General features: G+C 60.2%; 23 protein-coding genes. 11 read left to right on the top strand and 12 right to left on the bottom strand.

The window, feature by feature from the left end:
* Positions 1 to 82 precede the first annotated feature (82 nt).
* Entirely contained in the window at positions 83 to 1,708 is a 1,626-nt protein-coding gene (locus tag VNX23_RS10395; protein ID WP_325629684.1) for an FMN-binding glutamate synthase family protein, read from the top strand.
* A gap of 289 nt (positions 1,709 to 1,997) precedes the next feature.
* Here the strand turns inward: VNX23_RS10395 and VNX23_RS10390 are convergent, their stop codons facing one another.
* The 4 genes from VNX23_RS10390 to VNX23_RS10375 form a co-directional block, all read right to left on the bottom strand.
* The gene (locus VNX23_RS10390) at positions 1,998 to 3,308 is read right to left on the bottom strand and encodes a nitrate/sulfonate/bicarbonate ABC transporter ATP-binding protein (protein ID WP_325629682.1); all 1,311 of its coding nucleotides are present in this window, start codon (positions 3,306 to 3,308) and stop codon (positions 1,998 to 2,000) included.
* Positions 3,309 to 3,324: 16 nt separating this feature from the next.
* Complete coding sequence (locus tag VNX23_RS10385) at positions 3,325 to 5,058, bottom strand: ABC transporter permease subunit (protein WP_325629680.1); 1,734 nt, start codon at positions 5,056 to 5,058, stop codon at positions 3,325 to 3,327.
* A 190-nt stretch (positions 5,059 to 5,248) separates the two neighbouring features.
* Entirely contained in the window at positions 5,249 to 5,635 is a 387-nt protein-coding gene (locus tag VNX23_RS10380; protein WP_325629678.1) for a carbohydrate porin, read from the bottom strand.
* Between the two features lie 120 nt (positions 5,636 to 5,755).
* Positions 5,756 to 6,418, bottom strand: a complete 663-nt coding sequence (locus VNX23_RS10375; RefSeq protein WP_325629713.1) for an MgtC/SapB family protein — start codon at positions 6,416 to 6,418, stop codon at positions 5,756 to 5,758.
* 917 nt (positions 6,419 to 7,335) lie between these two features.
* On the opposite strand from VNX23_RS10375, the gene VNX23_RS10370 reads away from it, so the two are divergent.
* Both VNX23_RS10370 and VNX23_RS31015 read left to right on the top strand, forming a co-directional pair.
* The gene (locus VNX23_RS10370; RefSeq protein WP_325629676.1) at positions 7,336 to 7,599 is read left to right on the top strand and encodes a metal-sensing transcriptional repressor; all 264 of its coding nucleotides are present in this window, start codon (positions 7,336 to 7,338) and stop codon (positions 7,597 to 7,599) included.
* 8 nt (positions 7,600 to 7,607) lie between these two features.
* A complete protein-coding gene (locus tag VNX23_RS31015) occupies positions 7,608 to 8,126 on the top strand; it encodes an SRPBCC family protein (RefSeq protein WP_414642977.1) in 519 nt (172 codons plus the stop codon).
* Here VNX23_RS31015 and dmeF read toward each other — a convergent pair.
* The 3 genes from dmeF to VNX23_RS10355 all read right to left on the bottom strand — a co-directional run bounded on the left by dmeF (position 8,089) and on the right by VNX23_RS10355 (position 10,528).
* Positions 8,089 to 9,117 (bottom strand): CDF family Co(II)/Ni(II) efflux transporter DmeF, encoded by a 1,029-nt coding sequence (gene dmeF / locus VNX23_RS10365; RefSeq protein WP_325629711.1) that lies wholly within the window; start codon positions 9,115 to 9,117, stop codon positions 8,089 to 8,091. The genes VNX23_RS31015 and dmeF overlap by 38 nt on opposite strands.
* 11 nt (positions 9,118 to 9,128) lie before the next feature.
* Positions 9,129 to 9,407 carry a metal/formaldehyde-sensitive transcriptional repressor gene (locus VNX23_RS10360; protein WP_325629674.1) on the bottom strand — a complete coding sequence of 93 codons (279 nt, stop codon included), beginning with the start codon at positions 9,405 to 9,407 and terminating at the stop codon, positions 9,129 to 9,131.
* A 305-nt stretch (positions 9,408 to 9,712) separates the two neighbouring features.
* Positions 9,713 to 10,528, bottom strand: a complete 816-nt coding sequence (locus VNX23_RS10355) for a creatininase family protein (RefSeq protein ID WP_325629672.1) — start codon at positions 10,526 to 10,528, stop codon at positions 9,713 to 9,715.
* Between the two features lie 144 nt (positions 10,529 to 10,672).
* Here VNX23_RS10355 and VNX23_RS10350 point away from each other — a divergent pair, with 144 nt between their 5' ends.
* The 3 genes from VNX23_RS10350 to VNX23_RS10340 all read left to right on the top strand — a co-directional run bounded on the left by VNX23_RS10350 (position 10,673) and on the right by VNX23_RS10340 (position 13,523).
* Positions 10,673 to 11,695, top strand: coding sequence for an ABC transporter substrate-binding protein (locus VNX23_RS10350; RefSeq protein WP_325629670.1), 1,023 nt, complete (start codon positions 10,673 to 10,675; stop codon positions 11,693 to 11,695).
* Positions 11,696 to 11,892: 197 nt separating this feature from the next.
* Entirely contained in the window at positions 11,893 to 12,690 is a 798-nt protein-coding gene (locus VNX23_RS10345; protein ID WP_325629669.1) for an ABC transporter ATP-binding protein, read from the top strand.
* The gene (locus VNX23_RS10340; RefSeq protein ID WP_325629667.1) at positions 12,687 to 13,523 is read left to right on the top strand and encodes an ABC transporter permease; all 837 of its coding nucleotides are present in this window, start codon (positions 12,687 to 12,689) and stop codon (positions 13,521 to 13,523) included. The genes VNX23_RS10345 and VNX23_RS10340 overlap by 4 nt, the downstream gene beginning before the upstream one ends.
* A 355-nt stretch (positions 13,524 to 13,878) precedes the next feature.
* Here the strand turns inward: VNX23_RS10340 and VNX23_RS10335 are convergent, their stop codons facing one another.
* A complete protein-coding gene (locus VNX23_RS10335) occupies positions 13,879 to 14,319 on the bottom strand; it encodes a VOC family protein (protein WP_325629665.1) in 441 nt (146 codons plus the stop codon).
* A 223-nt stretch (positions 14,320 to 14,542) separates the two neighbouring features.
* On the opposite strand from VNX23_RS10335, the gene VNX23_RS10330 reads away from it, so the two are divergent.
* Complete coding sequence (locus VNX23_RS10330) at positions 14,543 to 15,412, top strand: NAD(P)-dependent oxidoreductase (protein ID WP_325629663.1); 870 nt, start codon at positions 14,543 to 14,545, stop codon at positions 15,410 to 15,412.
* A 769-nt stretch (positions 15,413 to 16,181) separates the two neighbouring features.
* Here VNX23_RS10330 and VNX23_RS10325 read toward each other — a convergent pair.
* From VNX23_RS10325 to VNX23_RS10310, 4 genes are all read right to left on the bottom strand, one after another.
* Positions 16,182 to 16,364, bottom strand: a complete 183-nt coding sequence (locus VNX23_RS10325; protein WP_325629662.1) for a hypothetical protein — start codon at positions 16,362 to 16,364, stop codon at positions 16,182 to 16,184.
* A 63-nt stretch (positions 16,365 to 16,427) separates the two neighbouring features.
* A complete protein-coding gene (locus VNX23_RS10320; protein WP_325629660.1) occupies positions 16,428 to 16,967 on the bottom strand; it encodes a hypothetical protein in 540 nt (179 codons plus the stop codon).
* Positions 16,964 to 17,188 carry a hypothetical protein gene (locus tag VNX23_RS10315; protein WP_325629658.1) on the bottom strand — a complete coding sequence of 75 codons (225 nt, stop codon included), beginning with the start codon at positions 17,186 to 17,188 and terminating at the stop codon, positions 16,964 to 16,966. The genes VNX23_RS10320 and VNX23_RS10315 overlap by 4 nt, the downstream gene beginning before the upstream one ends.
* A 216-nt stretch (positions 17,189 to 17,404) precedes the next feature.
* Positions 17,405 to 17,545, bottom strand: a complete 141-nt coding sequence (locus VNX23_RS10310; protein ID WP_325629656.1) for a hypothetical protein — start codon at positions 17,543 to 17,545, stop codon at positions 17,405 to 17,407.
* 430 nt (positions 17,546 to 17,975) lie between these two features.
* Here VNX23_RS10310 and VNX23_RS10305 point away from each other — a divergent pair, with 430 nt between their 5' ends.
* From VNX23_RS10305 to VNX23_RS10295, 4 genes are all read left to right on the top strand, one after another.
* Positions 17,976 to 18,299: a hypothetical protein gene (locus tag VNX23_RS10305; protein ID WP_325629654.1), complete on the top strand. Its 324-nt coding sequence runs from the start codon at positions 17,976 to 17,978 to the stop codon at positions 18,297 to 18,299.
* A gap of 352 nt (positions 18,300 to 18,651) precedes the next feature.
* Positions 18,652 to 18,897 carry a hypothetical protein gene (locus VNX23_RS31010; RefSeq protein ID WP_414642978.1) on the top strand — a complete coding sequence of 82 codons (246 nt, stop codon included), beginning with the start codon at positions 18,652 to 18,654 and terminating at the stop codon, positions 18,895 to 18,897.
* A gap of 30 nt (positions 18,898 to 18,927) precedes the next feature.
* Positions 18,928 to 19,092 (top strand): hypothetical protein, encoded by a 165-nt coding sequence (locus tag VNX23_RS10300; RefSeq protein WP_325629652.1) that lies wholly within the window; start codon positions 18,928 to 18,930, stop codon positions 19,090 to 19,092.
* 182 nt (positions 19,093 to 19,274) lie between these two features.
* On the top strand, positions 19,275 to 19,647 hold a 373-nt coding region (locus VNX23_RS10295), incomplete at its 3' end, for a hypothetical protein (protein WP_325629650.1).

Raw genomic sequence — 19,647 nt, 5'->3', positions numbered from 1 at the left:
AGGGTCGGTACCGGTCATCCGGCGATAGGCGTCAGGCTGCGAAGTAAGAACAAGATGGCTAGAGGCCGCCCGAGGGGGTTTTATGGAAACGCTGATGCTTCCGTTCTCGCCGCGCTTCATCGTTCTCACGATCTGCGCCGTGGTGACGGCGCTGCTTTTCGGTATCGGGATCGTCGACCACAAGGCGTTCGATCTGGTCCTTGTCCCGCTGCTGATTTTTGGCGCGCTCACCCTGCTCGGCATTCGTGATCTCACGCAAAAGAATCATGCGGTGTTGCGCAACTATCCGATCTCCGCGCATCTGCGCTTCCTGCTGGAAGAAATCAGGCCGGAGATGCGGCAGTACTTCTTCGAGAGCGAGAAGGACGGCATGCCGTTTTCCCGCGACACCCGCGCGGTGGTCTATCAGCGCGCGAAGATGGTGCTCGACAAGCGGCCCTTCGGTACGCAGGAGGATGTCTATCGCGAGGGCTATGAATGGATTCACCATTCGGTGGCACCGAAAGCGCGTGCCAACGAGCAATTCCGCGTCCTGATCGGCGGTCCGGACTGCACCAAGCCCTATTCGGCCTCGGTCTTCAATATTTCAGCCATGAGCTTCGGCGCGCTCAGTCCGAATGCGGTGCGCGCGCTCAACGCCGGCGCGAAGAAGGGTGGCTTCGCGCATGATACGGGGGAAGGCGGCGTCAGCCCCTACCATCGCGAAAAGGGCGGCGACCTGATCTGGGAAGTCGGCTCGGGGTATTTCGGCTGCCGCAACCGCGACGGCTCCTTCAATCCGGATGAGTTTGCCCGCGTTGCCCGCGACGATCAGATCAAGATGGTCGAGCTCAAGATCAGCCAGGGCGCCAAGCCCGGGCATGGCGGCGTGCTGCCGGCGGCGAAGGTGTCGGAGGAAATCGCAAAGATCCGAGGCGTTCCCGTCAACGAAGACTGCATCTCTCCGGCAACGCATCGGGCGTTCAATACTCCGCTGGAGATGATGGCGTTCATCGACGAGATGCGACGTCTGTCCGGCGGCAAGCCGGCCGGCTTCAAGCTGTGCATCGGCCATCCGTGGGAGTTTCTCGCGATCTGCAAGGCGATGCTGGAGACAAAAATCTATCCCGACTTCATCGTGGTCGACGGCAACGAAGGCGGCACGGGTGCGGCACCGCTCGAATTCATGGACCACATGGGCATGCCGATGCGCGAGGGCGTCAGTTTCGTCCACAACGCGCTGCTGGGGATCAATGCGCGCGACCGCATTCGTATCGGCGCCTCGGGAAAGATCGCAACTGCCTTCGACATGGCGCGCGCGATGGCGATCGGCGCCGACTGGTGCAATTCGGCGCGAGGCTTCATGTTCGCACTCGGCTGCATCCAGTCACTGAGCTGTCACACCGACCGCTGTCCGACCGGCGTAACCACGCAGGATCCGACCCGCAACCGCGCACTGGTGGTGCCCCACAAGATCGAGCGGGTCTACAATTATCACCATGCCACCTTGCACGCGTTGTCAGAGCTTCTCGCCGCCGCCGGGCTCGAACATCCCCGCGAATTGCGGCCGATCCACTTCTCCCACCGCACCGCCACGACCGAGGTGCAGACCTTCGCAAAGCTTTATCCGTCGCTTCGCCCGGGCGAACTGATCGACGGCACCGACGATCCGCGCTTCCGCGACGCCTGGGCGATGGCGCGTGCCGATACGTTCGCGGCGACGGTGTAATTGGCCTGCGAACGGCCCAACAGCAATGCTTCTTGATTGAACGGACTTTCGGCAGAGCTCGGTTCACCTCTCCCCGCTGGGGAGAGGTCGATTTGCGCAGCAAATCGGGTGAGGGCCGTGGTCTCGCGAGAGACCTTACCCCCTGACCCCAACCCTCTCCCGATCGAAGTCGGATTTATCCGACTTCGACAGTTGATAATGCCCAACTCGGGTGAACCCGAGTTGGATGGGAGAGGGAGCACACCTTCGGCGGGGTTATAGATCAAACTGATTTCATCGCGCGCCGGCTTCAGTGCGGATTTTCCAGGCTGAAGGTTTCAGACTGTTCGTCATACGCAAACAGCTCGGCGTAGCGCGCCCATGACACCACCGTCTTGAGCGTTTCGTCGGCGTTTTCCTCGGACATGTAGTCCTCGAGTTCGTTGCGGAACCGCGCCGCAGGCGCGGTATGCGACGGTCGCTCGTCAAGCACCCGGCGGATCAGCCCCATTACCGGCACATAAAGCATGAGATGGTCGGCAAACAGCCGCTTGCGGGCGTCGGTTTCGAGGTTGGCGAAACGCTTGCCGGCTTCCGTCAGCATCAGGTCGCCTTCGCTCAATTGCGCAAACCTCAGCAGTTGCAGCGACTCGCCGAGATGGAATAATTCGTCGGCTTCGAGCTGGAGCTGATTGGCGAGCACGGGCAGGTCGGCGTGGCCGTTATACGGCGGCCCCGCCAAAGTCTCGATCAGACCCGAGAGCACGTTGGACGAGACATGGCTCAGGGTCATGCCCATGCCTGTGCCCTGAATGCCCTCGGCCGCCGGCGTCCTGACCTCGGGCCGCTGGGTCATGCGGGCATAGATGTTGTCGACAAGCTGGCGGAAAGCCGGATCAAGACGATTGCGCGGATGCGGCAGGTCGATCCTGATCTCGGCGGCCACACGGCCGGGATTGGATGAGAACACCAGAATGCGGTCGCACATCAGCACCGCTTCCTCGATGTTGTGCGTGACCATCAGCACCGATTTGATCGGCAGCCGGCCTTCGATCCACAGATCGATCAGGTCGGTTCGCAAGGTTTCGGCGGTCAGCACGTCGAGCGCGGAAAACGGCTCGTCCATCAGCAGGAGGTCCGGATGTACGACGAGCGCGCGTGCAAAGCCGACGCGCTGGCGCATGCCGCCTGACAATTCCTTTGGAAAGGCTGATTCAAATCCGTCGAGGCCGATGAGATCGATTGCCGCGAGCGCTCGCCTGCGGCGTTCGGTGCTCTCGACGCCAAGCGCCTCCAGGCCCAGTTCGACGTTCTGCAGCACAGTCAGCCACGGAAACAACGCGAAGGACTGAAACACCATGGAGACGCCGTTTGGCGGCCCGGCAATGGTCTCGCCGCGGCACTTGGCGTCGCCCGAGGATGGCGTGATCAGGCCGGCAATGATGCGCAGTAAAGTCGATTTGCCCGAACCGGAGCGCCCGAGCAGGCCGACGATTTCGCCGGAATGGATAGTGAGATCGACTTTTTCGAGGACCAGAAGTTCTTCGCCGCTGCCTTTTGGAAACGACCGGCAGACGCCGCGCATATCGAGCAGGCTGGTCTCTTTGGTAACTTCGAGCATGGTCTTGTCCTAAAAGCTATCCCAGACGAAGGCGTCGTTCCCCGAAAGCGTAAAGTGGCCTCCAGAGCAGCCGGTTGAAAAGCGTCACCAACACACACATCACGGTGATGCCGAGCACGACCCGGGGGAAATCACCGGCTTCCGTCGCAAGCGCTATATAGGCGCCGAGTCCGCTCGCCGTCAGGTGGATGTCACCCCAACTGGCGACTTCGGCAACGATGGAGGCGTTCCACGATCCGCCCGAGGCGGTGATGGCGCCCGTGATGTAATAGGGGAAAATGCCGGGCAGGATCACCTTGATCCACCAGCGCCACCCCTTGAGATGGAAACTGCCGGCGGCCTCGCGCAGATCGGTCGGAAACGCGCTGGCGCCGGCGATGACATTGAACAGGATGTACCACTGCGTTCCCAGGATCATCAGCGGGCTGAGCCAGATGTTCGAATTGAGGCCAAAGCGCACGATGACCGCCACGAACACCGGGAATGCGAGGTTGGCGGGGAACGCGGCAAGAAATTGTGCGAGCGGCTGGATGCGTTCGGCGAGTTTGGGCCGAAGCCCGATCCAGACGCCGACGGGCACCCATATCAGCGTCGCCAGCGAAATCAGGACGATCACGCGCAGGAGCGTGATGAGGCCGTAATTTATGGCGGTGAGGACGTCAGGGAGGCCCAGCGTCGCCGACATGTATCGATACGCCCTCCAGCCGGCGTAGAATGTGCCTGCGACGACAAAAGCGAGCCAGATCGCATCGACGGCGCGGGAGGGCGGACCGGACCTGAGGGGGACCCGCAGGATTTGGGGGATCGCCAGATGCAGGTTCGAAAAGGCCCGGTTCAGCGCCGCGAAGGGATATGTCAGGGCACGCAGCGCGCGCGTCCGGCGGAACAGGTCGAGCATCCAGGAGGTCGGTGCGGTCCCGGAAGCGGTCTGCTCGAAGCGGAATTTGTCGGCCCAGGCGACGACGGGGCGAAACAGCAGCTGGTCGTAGGCAATGATCACCAAAAGCATTGTCAGGATGGCGTAGCCGATCGCCGGCAGATTTTGCTTTTGAATGCCGAGCGCGACGTAGGAGCCGATACCCGGCAGCGTGATCGTCGTGTTGCCGACCGTGATCGCCTCCGAGGCCACCACAAAGAACCAGCCGCCCGACATCGACATCATCGTGTTCCAGATCAGGCCAGGCATCGCGAAGGGCACGTCGAGCCGCCAGAAGCGCTGCCATCCGCTCAGATGAAAACTCTGCGAGGCTTCGTCCAGGTCCTTCGGCACGTTGCGGATCGACTGGTACATACTGAACGCCATGTTCCAGGCCTGGCTTGTGAAAATCGCGAAGACGCAGGCGAGCTCGGCGCCGAATACCTGGCCGGGGAAAAGGTTCAGGAAGAACACCACCGTGAAGGTGAGAAAACCGAGGATCGGCACCGATTGCAGGATGTCGAGCAGCGGGATCAGCACCATCTCGGCCCGTCGGCTTTTGGCGGCGAGCGTGGCGTAGAGAAGCGTGAAAATGATCGAGCAGACGATGGCGAGCAGCATCCGCATGGTCGTCCGCAGCGCATAGAGGGGCAGATTGGCAGGGTCGAGCGAAACCGGAGAGGTGTCGAGGGTAGACAAGGGGAGAGTGGTTTGCTCGCCGCCATAGACGATCAGCACCATGGCGCCGGTCACCAGCACCAGCGCCACGGCGTCCCAGATGTTCGGCCGCAGCGCCTGTCCCAGTCTCGGCGTGAGAATTTCTTCAAGCGTCATGCGGGTTCGCCTTGTCGCGGGCCTGCCTGGTGGACAGGCGAGATCGAGTATCCGTGCCGCGTCCCGTATTGATAGGCGCGGTTTGTGATGGGTTTATAGTCGAACGGGGATGAAAACGCAGAGAAGGACCAAGGGCTTCATCTCAGAACTCGCAGCAGGGACGCAACCGCCTGAGGGAGGTTCGTTGCAACTAGTATTGGGTGTGGATCCGGAAACCGAACACCGAGACAGGACCGCGATCACGATTATAGGCCGGGTTGACGACCAGCTGATAGTCGAGCGTGAGCCTCGCCGCTGCCACCAGGAAGCTGTAATAGGTTTCGAGGATCCTCTCGGTGCCGGGATGGGGCAATTGCCCGTCGCCGACCAGAATGCCGAGCCCGCCGGCATTGAGAAACTCCTGGTGTACCTTGGTGATGCCATTGACGACGCCGGCGATACCGAAGGTGTCGTCGTCGCGTCCCCATTTCTTTCCGGAAATCGAAAGGCCGCCGGTAACCGTCCGGTCGATATCAGTGAAGTCATACGGCTCGATATTGCCATTGGCCCAGCCGGCACGGGCAAAAAAACCCGACATTCGGCATCAATTGCTGCTCAAGGTTACAGCAAAAAGGTCGGTATCTATTTGCCAGGCTTATTTGCCCATCCCCTGTTGCACTCCAGCCACAATCGCAAGCCCGAGACCGCTCGAGGAGAGTTATTCCAGAAGTGGTCCTACACTCCAGCTCGCGGCAGAAACGGTTGGTTCGAGGCTGAGGCGGCCGACCACCTGTTCGAGAATCGCGTCGCTCTTCACGGCAGAGGTGAGCTGCGCGGTCACTTCGACGCGGCCGCTTTCTGCAAGATCGGTGCTGTCGAGGCGCCGCAGGCTGAGCTGGCCGCTGCCAGTGCTCTGCAGCAGCAGAGCGCGGATATGCGCCTCCTCGGGATTTCGGCAGACGACGCGAACGCGGTAACAGGAATCGGTTTCTGCTTGCGTGATCGGCTGGCGGTTGATGATACGAACCAGCGGCCGCAACGTCAGATTGACAAGAACGACAAAGAAGGTCGCCAGCGCGGCGTGCAGCGGATGGCCGCTTCCCGCAAGCAGTCCGACCGCTGCCGAACACCACAGCGTCGCTGCGGTGTTCAGCCCGGTCACCTGAAGTCCTTCGCGAAAGATAATTCCCGCACCGAGAAAACCGATGCCGGACACGACTTGCGCGGCGACCCGTGTGGGGCTTGCATCGTCGGTGAACAGGCTTTCGAACACGACAAAGCTGGCCGCGCCGATGGCGACGAGCGTATTGGTCCGCAAACCGGCCATTCGCTGCCGCCATTGGCGCTCGAACCCGATACATGCGCCCAACAGGGTGGCCATGGCCAGGCTGATCGCGGCCTGATCAATCGAGCTGTTCACGGTGAAAATCCCTACTCAACTTCCCCGCGCCGTCGGTGACGGCCCAGAGCCGACTAACTCTGCACCGCTCCAGCCAACGCGTTCCTGATAAGACAGATTGAAGACCGTTGTGTGAAATCCTGCGCTACCGATGCAGCGCCCTCGCGCGGCGCAAGATTTCGCTCGCCAGCAAAAGGACGCCGACCCCCGTCGCTTCTGGCGCTCGAAGGCATCCTGCGCCGTCATTGCCGTCGAGACCCGGCGGATGACAGCGGACGATTGAACCCGAATGCCGATGGCGATCCGGAAAGGCTGCGCGTGCCGCGACGGCCCCCGGGTTCTTCGATGCCAATCTCGCCAGGGTCGATCTGCCAGCGGCACTCCAGCCGGTTACCATCGGCCAGGACCCAATGACACGCCAGCCCCGGCGGTGGAGACCGACGCTGGCCCGCCGGGCGGCGAAGACCCGGCAGATTGTCATTGGCATGCGCAGCCACAGTCCCACGCGGCATCCCGGGCCGGGGTCCGAGGCGTCTCAATCCTGCAATTCGCAACGATGCGTGTTTTTTGAACATCGCCCACCTCCATTTCCGCGTCTGGCGCGGCAGGCCGGTGAGCGAGGTGGTCAGCCAGGCGCGACCACCAACCCCACGCGGCAAATGCCGGCGCGACCGATCTTGATCTCTTGCGGCAGCGCTGTTCCGATCAATGTCGGAGCTGCGTTGCCATCGGGGGTACTGCCCATTTTCTGTTTGCGCGGTTGTTGTTGTTTCCTGCCTGGACGGAATGTCCTTGACAGCCGGCCGGCCCATACGCCCGGTTCTTGCTGGTGTCAAGCGCTTTTCTATATCCTCCCCGGAGGATAACTGATTATCCTGCCGGGAGGATAGGAGCAAAAAATGCAGGACCACCCACATTCGGCGATTGCCCAACGCTTGAGGCGCGCCAACGGACATCTGGAGACCATCATCGAGATGATCGAACAGGACAGGCCATGCGCGCAAATCGCCCAGCAATTGCAGGCCGTGGAGAGTGCGATCGAGAACGCCAAAAAGGCCCTGATCCACGATCACATCAGCCACAGCCTGCAAAAATCCTACGCGGCGACGGCAAAAGGCCGGGCGGCGCTGCGCGAGTTCAGGCTGATCGCGAAATATCTCTAGTCAGGGCTATGGCGGGCGTGTCCCATGAGAGCTGCCCAACGGCCCTGGTCAACGCCCCGGTTGAACTCGTCTGGTCGCTTCTCATGGCACCTGGCGGATGGGAAAATGTGTTCGATATTCGTGTCCTGACCGTCGATCCGCCTGGACGGGCGGTGGTCGCACAACTGGTCCATGGCGAGACCGGACCCAGAATTCTTCATCTCAGGCTGACGTTTCGGATGGTGGAAATCGACCCGCAACACCACGCTCTTTGGCTGGACGTAGACTTGCCGTTCGGGATCGCGGTTCGCGAAAATATCAGATGCACGTCTCTCGATGGCTCACATTGCCGCGTGGACTATCGCTGCAACTTTGATTTTCCCGCGGGATGGCGAGGCGCAATCACGAGAGGGCTGTTGAGCCGCGCGCTCTATTCGGGCCCCGAAGACTCGCTCTCTCGCCTCAAACGCGCGGCCGAACTGCGCTTTTTGGGTCAGGCGGCCAGGCGCCTCAGGGGGTCGCCAAACGATGCTGGACCTCGACCGTGATATGCGAGAGGTCGGGGAACCTTGCCAATCTCTTCCGGTAGTGCGCCGGCTCGTGGGTCTCTGACGTGGCGACCGAGACGATGGCACCGAGATGACCCGGTCCGAGCCGCCAGAGATGGAGGTCGGTGACGTGATCGCCCTCGCTTTCGATCGCGGTACGGACCCTCTCTGCCATGCGCGGGTCGGGGTTGCGGTCGAGCAGGATGGCACCAGTGTCGCGCAGCAGGCCCACCGACCAATTGGCGATGACGAGCGCGCCGATGAAGCCGGCCAGCGGATCCATCCACAGCCAGTCGAATGCCCGCGCCAGCAGCAATCCGACAATGACGAGCACCGAGACGGCGGCGTCCGCCATCACGTGAACTACGGCGGCACGCATGTTGTTGTCGCGGTGATGCGCGCCATGGCCGTGGTCGTGTTCTTCGAATTCCAGTTCGCGGATTTCGGGCTCATCGGATCGGCGTGGCGCACCATCGTGGTCATGACCATGCGCGTGCCCGTGCGAATGATCATGATCGTGGCGGTGGTGAAGCCCGCCGGACAACAGCCAGGCGCTGGCGGCGTTGACGACCAGACCCAGTACCGCGATCGGAATCGCCTGGTTGAACGCGATGGGAACCGGGTCAATCAAGCGCGTCACCGCTTCATAGCCGACCAGGAGCGCGATCATCGCCAGCACGATGGCGCTGGAATAACCGGCGAGATCGCCGAACTTGCCGGTTCCGAACGTGAAACTGCGATCGCCGGCATATTTGCGGGCATAGGTGTAAGCAAGCGCGGCGAGCAGCAACGCGCCGGCATGGGTCGACATGTGCAGGCCGTCGGCGATCAGGGCGAGCGAGCCGAACAGGGCGCCGCCGACGATCTCCGCGACCATCATCACCGTGCAGAGGATGATCACCGCCCAGGTCCGCCGCTCGGCCCTGTCGTGATCGCTGCCCAGGAAAAAGTGGTCGTGCGGCGGAATCTGGAAAACCGAGTTGCTTTCCATCATGGCTTTGCTCATTTCAGATAGGTGTGGACCACTTCGATCAACTGATCTGCCGCGTCGGCGTTCAGCGCGCCGGGATTCTTTTCAGGGTTCACCAGATGGGTACGGATATGGTCTTCGACCACTTCGGCCATCAGCCCTGCGACGCTGCCGCGGATGCCCGCGATCATGTGCATGATGCGCTCGCAATCCGTCTCTTCGTTCAAGGCGCGCTCGATCGCCTCGACCTGGCCGCGGATGCGGCCGACGCGTGCCAGCAGCTTCTTCTTCTCTTTGATCGTGTGCGACATGGTGGAAATATAGGGTACCCCCCCTATGCTATGTAAAGCCCTCGTAAAGCCCTTGGGGCCCGCCCGCGGCCGATGAGCTGACCCGCCGGGATGGGGACCGCCGGGCAGGCCGGGTGCGGCACGGGGGTGGGGGAGGCGCCCGTGTTGGACGCAAGACAAACGTGCGAATTCCGGCGGGATTTCGTGGAGTTAGGGCATGATCCGGAAATGTGGGAACCGGTTTTCCGAAAAGATCATGCTCAAACAAAGAGATGAGATCATGATGCGATTCCAATTAATCGCATCATGATCTAGTCGGATCGCCGTCAGATTTTCGCAGATGTCGACAGCGTTTTCGCGTCGAATCTGTCGATGTCGGCGAGCAGTTCGCAAAACGCGCGTGCACCGGAATCGATCAGGCGCTCGCCTTTCTCCGCGGATGCCTGTGTCGCATCACCCACCGCGCCGGATGGGTGAAGGTCCTGCGCCTGCCAGGCGAACGGCGCGGGACGATTGGTAGAGAGCCAGCGATAATCCTTCGCCGTCGCGATTGCCGATGAACGAAAATCGGCAATCGCTTCGTTGCGGACATGCTGAGCGTATCGCGCCAGCATGATGGAGGTTTCGACTGCGCCGCCGTGAACGCCGTGCTGCACTTCGGCTGCGACGAACAAACCTGCCGTCGCGCTGAGGCGCGACCAGCCCGTGGTGACGACGAATAGCCCGTGTTTTGCGCGCAGGTCCTGCGCGACAACGCTCATGCCGGCGCTGTTGCCACCATGGCTCGTCACCATCACCAGTTTTTTCACGCCGGCGCGCGCAACGCCTTCGCCGAGCGCGAACCATGTCTGCAGCGCGACTTCCGTCGGCAAGGTCAGCGTTCCCGGAAAGTCGACATGTTCCGTGGAAATGCCGACCGGCTGAAGCGGAAGAAAGGTCGCAGGTAGCGCGTCGGGGAGCAACTCGCGCACACGCGCCAGGTAGGCCTGCGCAATCATCACGTCGGTGCCGAGAGGCAGATGCGGCCCGTGCTGTTCGGTGGCCGCCAGCGGCAGGACCGCGATCCATCGCTCGAGGTCCGAGCCAGCAAAATCAGGCCAGTAGACATCGGTCCAGTCACGCGGAGGGACGGTCGAATTCATCGAGCAGACTTTTTACCTGGTGCGGTGGTTTGACCGGATTTGCAAGATGGTTTCGTATTGGTTACGAGAAAAGCCATCGGAACCCGATGCTTCCTTTCATTCCATGCTTCCTATCATGTGCCCAAACGACCCGTGGAGTCCAACATGAACCCGGCTCTTTTGCCGCGAGCGTTAACGGTCCTCCTGATGGCCCTGGTCATTGCCCTATCGCCGGCAAGCGCCCAGACCAGGCTCGACAAGGTCTCGTTCGGGACCAACTGGGTGGCCGAGGCCGAGCATGGCGGATTCTTCCAGGCCGTGGCCGACGGCACCTATGCGAAATACGGGCTCGACGTCACCATCGTGCCGGGCGGCCCGAACGACAACAACCGCATGCTGCTGATCGCCGGCAAGCTCGATTTCTTCATGGCCGCGAACACGCTGATGTCGTTCGATGCGGTCGCCAACAACGTGCCGGTCGTCACGGTCGCCGCCATCTTCCAAAAGGATCCGCAGGTTCTGCTGACGCATCCGGAATCGAAGATCACCAAACTCGAGGATCTCAAACCGCTGACGCTGTTCGTCTCCAAGGAAGGCATCTCGAGCTATTTTCAATGGCTGAAGTCCGAATACGGATTCAGCGAGGAAAAGGTCAGGCCGTACACCTTCAACCCGCAGCCGTTTCTCGCCAACAAGCAAAGCGCAATGCAGGGTTATGTCACCTCGGAGCCCTATGCGATCGAGAAGAGTGCCGGCTTCAAGCCCGGAATCATTTTGTTGGCCGACTATGGCTTCAACAGCTATTCGACCCTGATCGAGACGCGCCGCGATCTGATCGACAAGAGGCCCGACCTGGTCCAGCGTTTCGTCGACGCCTCTGTCAAGGGCTGGTATCATTACCTTTACGGCGACAACAGGGCCGCCAACGCGATGATCCGGAAACTCAATCCGGAAATGACCGACGAACTGATCGCCTATTCCATCGCCAGGATGAGGGAATATGGCATCGTCGATTCCGGTGACTCGCTGCGCGATGGCATCGGCGCCATGACTGACGCACGGATGGCAAGCTTCTTCGACAAGATGGTGCGTGCCCGCGTTGTCCGCCCCGACATTGACTACCGCAAGGCCTACACGCTTCGCTTCGTCAACAAGGGCGTCGGCGTGGACGAGCGGCCAAAGAATTAGGCACGGGCTAGTGTGGCGGTTCAGAAGTCCGCATCATTATTGCCGCGAGTCTGTCATGCGGACTTCTGAACCAAAAGCCACACTAGAATCATAGATTTGCCAGTGTCCTTTCGGTTCCGAAGTTCGCATCAGAGGTCGTCGCAAAATGATGCGAACTTCGGAATCAAAGTAGCTCTAGGGTGACGGGAGGCGCAGCCTTGACCGAAAGGGAAGCCGATGAAGCGGGCCTTGCGGTCAGTCTGCGCGGTGTCACCAAGGTTTATGACAGCGGCCTGGTCGCGCTGGGACCGATGGATCTCGAGGTGCGCAAGGGAGAGTTCGTCTCCCTGCTCGGGCCGTCCGGTTGCGGAAAGTCGACGGCCCTGCGCCTGATCGCCGGCCTCAACGCACCGACCTCCGGCACAGTGCGGGTGTCCCGGCCTGCGGCAAAGACGGGCGGCGCGCATCCTGTTGGCTTCGTGTTTCAGGAGCCAACCTTGATGCCCTGGACCAGCGTGCGCGAAAATGTCCGCCTGCCGTTGAAACTCGCGAATGTGCGCCCGGGCGAATCCGATGCGCGGATCGACGAGGCATTGGCGCAAATGGGGCTTGCCGAATTTGCCGGAGCATACCCACGGGAATTGTCGGGCGGCATGAAAATGCGCGTCTCGCTGGCGCGCGCTCTGGTCACCGATCCGGACATTCTTCTGATGGACGAGCCTTTCGCCGCGCTCGATGAAATCACGCGTTTCCGGCTTAACAACGATCTGCTCGCGCTGTGGCGCAATCTGCGCAAGACCGTCGTCTTCGTTACCCATTCGGTATTCGAGTCGGTTTATCTGTCGCAGCGGGTCCTGGTCATGACGTCGCGGCCCGGGCGCATCGCCAGCGAGATTGCGATTGCGACCGCGGAGCCGCGGGCTGAGGATTTTCGGACCTCCTCCGATTATGCGGCCTACTGCCGCAAGGTTTCGAACGCGCTCGCGCCATCCTATCCAGGACGATCCGTCCCATGACCTTGCTGGATACTCCTCCATCAGCGGCCGCGCAGACGGCACCCGACAGCCGAAGCAAACGCCTGGTGCGCATCCTGCTGCCGGTCGCCGTGCTCGCGATCGGCATTGCGGCATGGGAGTTCGTGGTGCGGATCAACCATATTCCGCCCTATGTGTTGCCCGCACCATCGGCCGTGTTCATAACCCTGGTTTTGGACTGGCCGGTGCTGTCGCAATCGCTGTTGACGACGCTTCTCACCACGCTCGAAGGCTTCATCGCGGCGGCCTTCGGCGGCGTCGCGCTGGCGTTGTTGTTCAACCAATCGAAATGGCTGGAATATTCGCTGTTTCCCTATGCCGTGATCCTGCAGGTCACGCCGGTGATTGCGATTGCGCCGCTGCTCCTGATCTATCTTCCGCAACAAACCGCCGTCGTGGTCTGTGCCTGGATTGTCGGGTTTTTTCCGGTGCTGTCCAATACCACGCTCGGTCTCAATTCGGTCGACCGCAATCTCGCCGGCCTGTTCAGTCTTTACGGTGCCTCGCGGCTGCAGACGCTGCGTCTTCTCAAATTGCCCTCGGCGCTACCGTTCATTCTCGGCGGATTGCGGATTGCGGGCGGCCTGTCGTTGATCGGCGCGGTGGTGGCCGAAATTGCCGCAGGCTCGGCCGGCGCGGGCTCGGGCCTTGCCTATCGAATTGCGGAATCCGGCTATCGCCTCAACATTCCCCGAATGTTCGCCGCCCTGCTGTTGCTCTCAGCCGCCGGAATTGTCATTTATGGGCTCTTGGCGCTAACCTCGCATTTGCTGCTGCGACGCTGGCACGAGAGCGCGCTTGGAAAGGAAAGCTAGTACCGCCGATCTGAAGTCCCTGCGCACTGGCGGCGAGTCCGTACACGGACTTCAGATCGAAAGCGGTACTAGTGCGGTGAATTTGAAGTTCCTATCAGTGTTACTGCAATCTCATCATAGGAACTTCAAATTCAAAAACCGCACTAGAAACATTAACTTGCTAGTGCTCCTTTGATTCCGAAGTTCGCATCGGAGGTCGCCGCGAATATTTGCGAACTTCGGAAAGTCATGAGCGCTAGCGGGTTGATGATTCTGGTACCGCCTGTCGATCTGAAGTCCGTTGGAAGAACTTGCCGCTTGCGGTGGAGTGGAGGGACTTCAGATCGGGCGGAACTAAAGCGGCGCGCTCAAAAGGCTACCTCCTGCCCATGTCGTCTGCACGTTCGGCGGGGGCGGATTCCGCGCCCTGCTCCTTGGCGGCCTCGTAGTTCAGCTCGATCAGGACGCCATTGGGGTCATTGACGAAGATCTGCCAGAGCTCGCCGCCCGGAACCTGCCTCGCGTCGAACGGCATCCCCTTGGTCTTCAGCCGCTCCTTCATGGCAGCGAAGCCGCGGCTGACGAACGCGACGTGATGGACAACGCCGGAATCGGGCTTTTGCGGCTCATCGGTTGGCGAAATATCGACCAGATGGACCACCGGCTTGCCTTCGCTGTACATCCAAGCACCGGGAAAGGCAAAATTCGGCCGGTCGCCGTTCTCCAGGCCCAAAATGTCCTCATAGAAGCGAACGGTTTCGCCGAGCTTGCGGGTCCGGATATTGAAATGGTCAAGCACGCCTACGCTCATGCCCATATGGTCTCACTCCCTTTTTCCTGAAATCTCGACTATCGCCTGATCCTAGCATAAAACCACGCCCGCCCGCCAAACAGAGGCGTTGCCGTACCAGCGGCACGGTCTATTGTGCGGGTCTCCGCCGAGCCTGTTTCGACCAATGTTGGAAACAGGCCACTAGTCCCCTCTTCAGCTCAATGTCCGGCGAAGTCCAATGCGCCGGCGAAATCTCAGGGTTGCACAAATGGCCAAAGTCGCTTTTCTCGGTCTCGGCGTCATGGGTTTCCCCATGGCAGGGCATCTGGTCGTCAAGGGCGGCCATGATGTAACGGTCTTCAACAGGACGCCGGCCAAGGCCAAGGCATGGGCGGAGAAATTCAAGGGACGCACCGCGCCGACGCCGAAGGCCGCAGCCGAAGGCCAGGACTTCGTCATGGCCTGCGTCGGCAACGACAACGACTTGCGTGCCATCACGCTTGGCGCGGACGGCGCGTTCGCGGGAATGAAGAAAGGCGCCACCTTCGTCGACCACACCACGGCCTCGGCCGAAGTCGCGCGCGAACTCGACGCGCAAGCAAAGAAGCTTGGTTTCAAGTTTGTCGATGCGCCGGTGTCGGGTGGCCAGGCGGGCGCCGAGAATGGCGTCCTGACCGTCATGTGCGGCGGCAGCGAGGACGCCTATGCCTCCGCCGAGCCCGTGATCGCGGCCTATGCGAGGATGTGCAAGCGCCTGGGTGCGGCAGGTTCGGGTCAACTCACCAAGATGGTCAACCAGATCTGCATCGCCGGGCTGGTTCAGGGCCTTTCGGAAGGCATCCATTTCGCGAAGAAATCTGGGCTCGACGTTGCCGCCGTGATCGACACCATCTCCAAGGGTGCCGCGCAGTCCTGGCAGATGGAGAACCGCTACAAGACCATGAATGAGGGCAAATACGAGTTCGGTTTCGCGGTCGAATGGATGCGCAAGGATCTGTCGATCTGCATCTCAGAAGCGCGCCGCAACGGGGCCAACCTGCCCGTCACGGCGCTGGTCGATCAGTTCTATTCAGAAGTCGAAAAAATGGGCGGCAAGCGCTGGGATACGTCGAGCCTGTTGGCAAGGCTAGAGCGGTAGCCAAAATCATATCGTTGGATTTTTCGCTGTCATTGCGAGGAGCGTCAGCGACGAAGCAATCCAGCTCTTCATTTTCTGGATTGCTTTGCTTTCGCTCGCAATGACGATGGGCAAACTGGGAAGCTGTCACGCGCCTACGCATGAGTAAAGCCAATCGTGGTTTTACTATTCTGGGATTGGCCATCCTGATTTGCGTTGCGCCGCTGCTCGCTTTGGTCAAGTACATGGGGGTCGCTAAGATCTCCCCTGCGAGCAGCGCCAAGTATTTGCCCAGGGGCTTTCTCCCGACGGCCAGCGCACCAAATGGGAGCCGTCATCACCGGGCTTGTCCCGGTGATCCACGTCTTGCTTCATTATCTTGCGAACCAAAGACGTGGACGGCCGGGTCAAGCCCGGCCATGACAAGAGAGTAAAGCTTCGCTGCTCCTGTTGCAGAGGTCAGCTTAACCTCTCGTTACTTGAAAACTATACGATAACAATGGCTTGCACTTCCTAACTATCAGAAAAGGCCAAATTGAAATGATTGAGGAAAATCGTCAAGTGACTAACAGAACAGATTCGAAAAGTGGCACGCGATAAACCCCGACAATCAATCCCGAGCTTTCGGTTCTGTTGTTAGGTCTGCAACTTGGACAGCCCCTAAATGACTCAAAAACGGGCGCTGACGCGTGGTTCGCTCCCGCTGTCAGACTGCCCCGAGGCGCTGAAACGAATCCGCCGGGCGCTTATGGCATCCCGGCGGCATGTTGAAAGATCAGTTGGCTTAGGGCTAGGAGCTGCCTTCGCTAGGACCATTCGGGGAAATGGCGTCAAGTTCGGCGCGCATTGCGTCCATAGCGACAAGCAATTTTTCAAGTTCTGACCGCAGAGGCTTCGTCGCGTCTTCATCTGACTTGCTCAAATATTGCTGAATTGCTTCCACGGCATCAGAAAGCGTGTCTGCAATTCCCATGTGTCTACCCTTTGAGAAGTGGAAACCCGCCCGAGACAATCCCGAGCGGGTTATCTGTCAACGTCAACCGTGCATAGCATTTAGGGCAGCAACGGCGTTTCTAAGCGCTGTCGTGTGCCAATAGCGCTCATCGGAGCATAGGCCATCATCCAAAACGTATTGGATCAATGCAGCAGCCCCGGCCGGCGTTGTCGGCATAGTACGCGCAAGGCGTTTCGCATATCGCCCCTCTACGGCTATCCGGCGGCCAGTATCTTCGCGGAGGGTTGTGAGCCCGGCGCGCGTATCCCATGCGAGCCCGGCCGCTATCTGCGCTTGGTACCGTGCCTTTGCGTCAAGATATTCTTGCTCAATGGTGGCCGGATCAATCTCGCCATTTTCGAGTAATCGCGTGCGGCGAGTATCAATTTCAGATTCGCCTATGTCGTAACCGCGCCAGTGGATCAACTCAAGAGGACGACGGCCGTGTTCTTTGGCAGCGCTGCTTTCGGCCATATCCAACCGATCGCAAAGCTCCAGCTCATCTGCCATCAGCTTCTTGTGGGTGTCGATCATGGCAAAGATCGGATCATGACGCCGGGAGATATTGCTGGTTGTCGTCACGAGCGCCTCCCAGCGAACTGATCGCGAAGCCGTTCGCCCGGCTCGCCGCCGACAAGCTCAATCAATAGCCTTCGGCCCATCAATTGCGGGTAGTCGGTCTCATCATAGTGTTCTCGCCATTCCTCGCCAAGGATACAGCCCAGCAACACCATGACCTTGGCGTGCCTGCCTTCCGCCGTATGCGCAGGCGTCGCATACATCTGGTTTATCAGGGCATCCATCCTCGCCCAGAACGGCTCTTGCAGTGTACACAGTCGCGAATGCTCCCGGCATTCCGGCGTGTCCATAGCCCGCTTCCATCGTTCGTCGGCGGTTATATACACACCAGCCAGGCACTCTTTCTTTAGCGCCTCATCATACAGTTGGCGGGCTTTGTCAGGCCAAATTGCGGAGAGCCTGATGATCTCGTCGTTGAAGGCGCACGCGCCGTTGTATTGCTAAAAAATCTGCTCTTCCAGTTCGAGCAGTTTACGATCGTCTTGGGGCGCCGCCGGCATGGCCGCTACAGCGAGGGAGCCAGCGCTGACGGCACTGCCGGCCGCCGCCAGCGCGGCAGGGAAGCGCAGCAAGGCTTCCAAGCATGTTGCGGCGGGATGGGCTCTCAGAGGGCTTAGGAGAGTCGCTGGTGAGTCTTTCCCTTGGGGGCTGTTGGATAGCGACTACGGGCGAAAGCGAATCGACGGTCTCCGCACGCGGCGGGAACATAGGTCTTTCGACGGTCATTGATGATTGCTCACTGTTGGCCTTCTGGGGGCCGAGCCGGTGACAGACCGGCAGCCGGGGGCTAGAAACCTGCAGCGAACAGGCGCGGCGCCTTTGGGCCTTGCGGCCTTGGACATAACGTCCGCCCCCCGGCCTATTTGGTCGGGTCCATACTCAAGCGATTTTTACGGCTATCACTGCGGGTTTTCTAGGCCCTCCGCCATGCTGCACCTGATTTGGTTAAAAAACAATTCCCCTTCGCGGGAAAACTGTGCTCGCATGAGATTCCTTCGGAGAGGCCTGCCCATGATCGATGATGCAAAGCCGGTCGACGAAAATCCGGATTCCGGTTGGCCAAGGCACGATCGCACCGAGCAACCAGAGGTCGGACTGTTCGTGTCTGAAATCGAATTGTATCGTCGACTAGGCGTCGGACCTAAGACGGGTCGGCTCGCGGTCCATGCGCTTGAGCCACATGGCTTTCCCCGCAAGCAGCCGCTGTTCGGCAACAAACGCTACTGGCCGGCGGTACGATATTTCCTTGATCGATATTACGGATTGGTCGAGTCGCAATCTCATCAATATCGATCGACAGTTGGCGAGCGCAAGTTGACACCCCGAACACCATGAGGCGGTTGCGCGAGCCAATCGATGATGGCAGCGAGCAGGCCTTCGCGGGCTTCGCCATCCGCCGCCTGCTCGAGATCGGGCTGAAAAAGGGAAAATAGAACCGATGGCTAGGCTTAGGCGGTAGGTAGAATGGATGAACCGAGGCCGCCGAACCGTTAGGCCAGACTTCAATTGGAACAAGCAGGATGCGCTAGCTAGGGGTTTTTGACGGCCGTTCCTCTCTCCCGGCCGCGAAAGATAGCCTGTGGATAACTTGGAAAAACCCAGCTCTGCACAGCGTTTAGGCTTGTTGATGAAATCTCATCAGGGCAAGTTTCGCGAAGGGACATCGCTGCTGGGTGGGAGCGGCATCATGGCTTCGCAACATCAAACTGACTTCCGACCGCGGGCCTCGCTTTGGCCGCGTGTGCGAAATATGCCTCTGTGTTCGCTGTGCTCCAATTCAATGGTCGCACCGGAAGCGTCCGCACTACAAGCGGACGGTGACGTCAGCTACCTTTGGAGTTGCGACTCGTGCGGACATGGATTCGTCACCCAAGCCGCCATTTGGGCTAATTGCGCCCCGCCAAATTCTCGCAAGCTAAAACAATCGCAGTAGCGCCACCTCGACTCCGAAACCGAGGAACCCATGCCCGCACTGATCGATTTGTGGCTGATGCCAGCCCGTCTCTGGCTCGATCTCGTCGCTCCGCCTAAGCTCGCTCCCGTCACTACTGTTGATTTTGTCCCGCTTGCCAAGGCGCGGTACATCCGGCGGAGGCGCAAGGTGCTAAGGTCGAAGCGCGGCGACTGAATCGACCTTCAAAACCGGTGCGAACGGACTGACAGGATTCGCAAAATTCCGGGCTTGCGCCGCCTGCTATCAACCGCCCGCAATTGCGCGGCACGGTGGCTGCCTCAAGCCAACGTGATGTCCCTTGTTAGGGGCGGGCCATTACATGGTACTTGGGCCCTAGCCCAACGGGAAGCCGGATCATGACGAAGAAAATCGCTTTCTTGGTTGTTGCCGCCATGGGCTTGGCTGTACCGGCCTGCGCGCAGTCAGTCAGAGTAATCACAGGTGACATTGAGCATATCTACGGACCTGGAGGACAGCTTCTTGACGACGATGCGCTCACAGCGCGGAATGAACGCGCCGAGAGGGCGAAAATCCTGAGGCAGGAAAGAGAACTTGCTATGCGCCGGCAGGAGCTAGACGCCGCTGCCGCCCAGGGAGCTGCCGCCCCAGCTTATGATGAGCCATATGGCGCGCAAGACGACGGATCATACTATGCTGGAACGTTTCGCAGCCGACACAATCGACACGTTAACTTGCGGAGGATTGGCCGCGTCGGCGCGGTTTCGGGCA

This window comes from Bradyrhizobium sp. (assembly GCF_035570375.1).
Classification (GTDB): Bacteria; Pseudomonadota; Alphaproteobacteria; order Rhizobiales; family Xanthobacteraceae; genus Bradyrhizobium.
Note: the sequence above shows the minus strand (reverse complement) of the source record. Positions and strands in the feature narration are given on the sequence as shown.

What these genes read in the sequence shown, in the direction of transcription:
- VNX23_RS10395 (WP_325629684.1), top strand. Translation starts at nt 83, where the DNA reads ATGGAAACGCTGATGCTTCCGTTCTCGCCGCGCTTCATCGTTCTCACG.
- VNX23_RS10390 (WP_325629682.1), bottom strand. Translation starts at nt 3,308, where the DNA reads ATGCTCGAAGTTACCAAAGAGACCAGCCTGCTCGATATGCGCGGCGTC.
- VNX23_RS10385 (WP_325629680.1), bottom strand. Translation starts at nt 5,058, where the DNA reads ATGACGCTTGAAGAAATTCTCACGCCGAGACTGGGACAGGCGCTGCGG.
- VNX23_RS10380 (WP_325629678.1), bottom strand. Translation starts at nt 5,635, where the DNA reads ATGTCGGGTTTTTTTGCCCGTGCCGGCTGGGCCAATGGCAATATCGAG.
- VNX23_RS10375 (WP_325629713.1), bottom strand. Translation starts at nt 6,418, where the DNA reads ATGGCCACCCTGTTGGGCGCATGTATCGGGTTCGAGCGCCAATGGCGG.
- VNX23_RS10370 (WP_325629676.1), top strand. Translation starts at nt 7,336, where the DNA reads ATGCAGGACCACCCACATTCGGCGATTGCCCAACGCTTGAGGCGCGCC.
- VNX23_RS31015 (WP_414642977.1), top strand. Translation starts at nt 7,608, where the DNA reads ATGGCGGGCGTGTCCCATGAGAGCTGCCCAACGGCCCTGGTCAACGCC.
- dmeF (WP_325629711.1), bottom strand. Translation starts at nt 9,117, where the DNA reads ATGGAAAGCAACTCGGTTTTCCAGATTCCGCCGCACGACCACTTTTTC.
- VNX23_RS10360 (WP_325629674.1), bottom strand. Translation starts at nt 9,407, where the DNA reads ATGTCGCACACGATCAAAGAGAAGAAGAAGCTGCTGGCACGCGTCGGC.
- VNX23_RS10355 (WP_325629672.1), bottom strand. Translation starts at nt 10,528, where the DNA reads ATGAATTCGACCGTCCCTCCGCGTGACTGGACCGATGTCTACTGGCCT.
- VNX23_RS10350 (WP_325629670.1), top strand. Translation starts at nt 10,673, where the DNA reads ATGAACCCGGCTCTTTTGCCGCGAGCGTTAACGGTCCTCCTGATGGCC.
- VNX23_RS10340 (WP_325629667.1), top strand. Translation starts at nt 12,687, where the DNA reads ATGACCTTGCTGGATACTCCTCCATCAGCGGCCGCGCAGACGGCACCC.
- VNX23_RS10335 (WP_325629665.1), bottom strand. Translation starts at nt 14,319, where the DNA reads ATGGGCATGAGCGTAGGCGTGCTTGACCATTTCAATATCCGGACCCGC.
- VNX23_RS10330 (WP_325629663.1), top strand. Translation starts at nt 14,543, where the DNA reads ATGGCCAAAGTCGCTTTTCTCGGTCTCGGCGTCATGGGTTTCCCCATG.
- VNX23_RS10325 (WP_325629662.1), bottom strand. Translation starts at nt 16,364, where the DNA reads ATGGGAATTGCAGACACGCTTTCTGATGCCGTGGAAGCAATTCAGCAA.
- VNX23_RS10315 (WP_325629658.1), bottom strand. Translation starts at nt 17,188, where the DNA reads ATGGATGCCCTGATAAACCAGATGTATGCGACGCCTGCGCATACGGCG.
- VNX23_RS10305 (WP_325629654.1), top strand. Translation starts at nt 17,976, where the DNA reads ATGATCGATGATGCAAAGCCGGTCGACGAAAATCCGGATTCCGGTTGG.
- VNX23_RS31010 (WP_414642978.1), top strand. Translation starts at nt 18,652, where the DNA reads ATGGCTTCGCAACATCAAACTGACTTCCGACCGCGGGCCTCGCTTTGG.
- VNX23_RS10300 (WP_325629652.1), top strand. Translation starts at nt 18,928, where the DNA reads ATGCCCGCACTGATCGATTTGTGGCTGATGCCAGCCCGTCTCTGGCTC.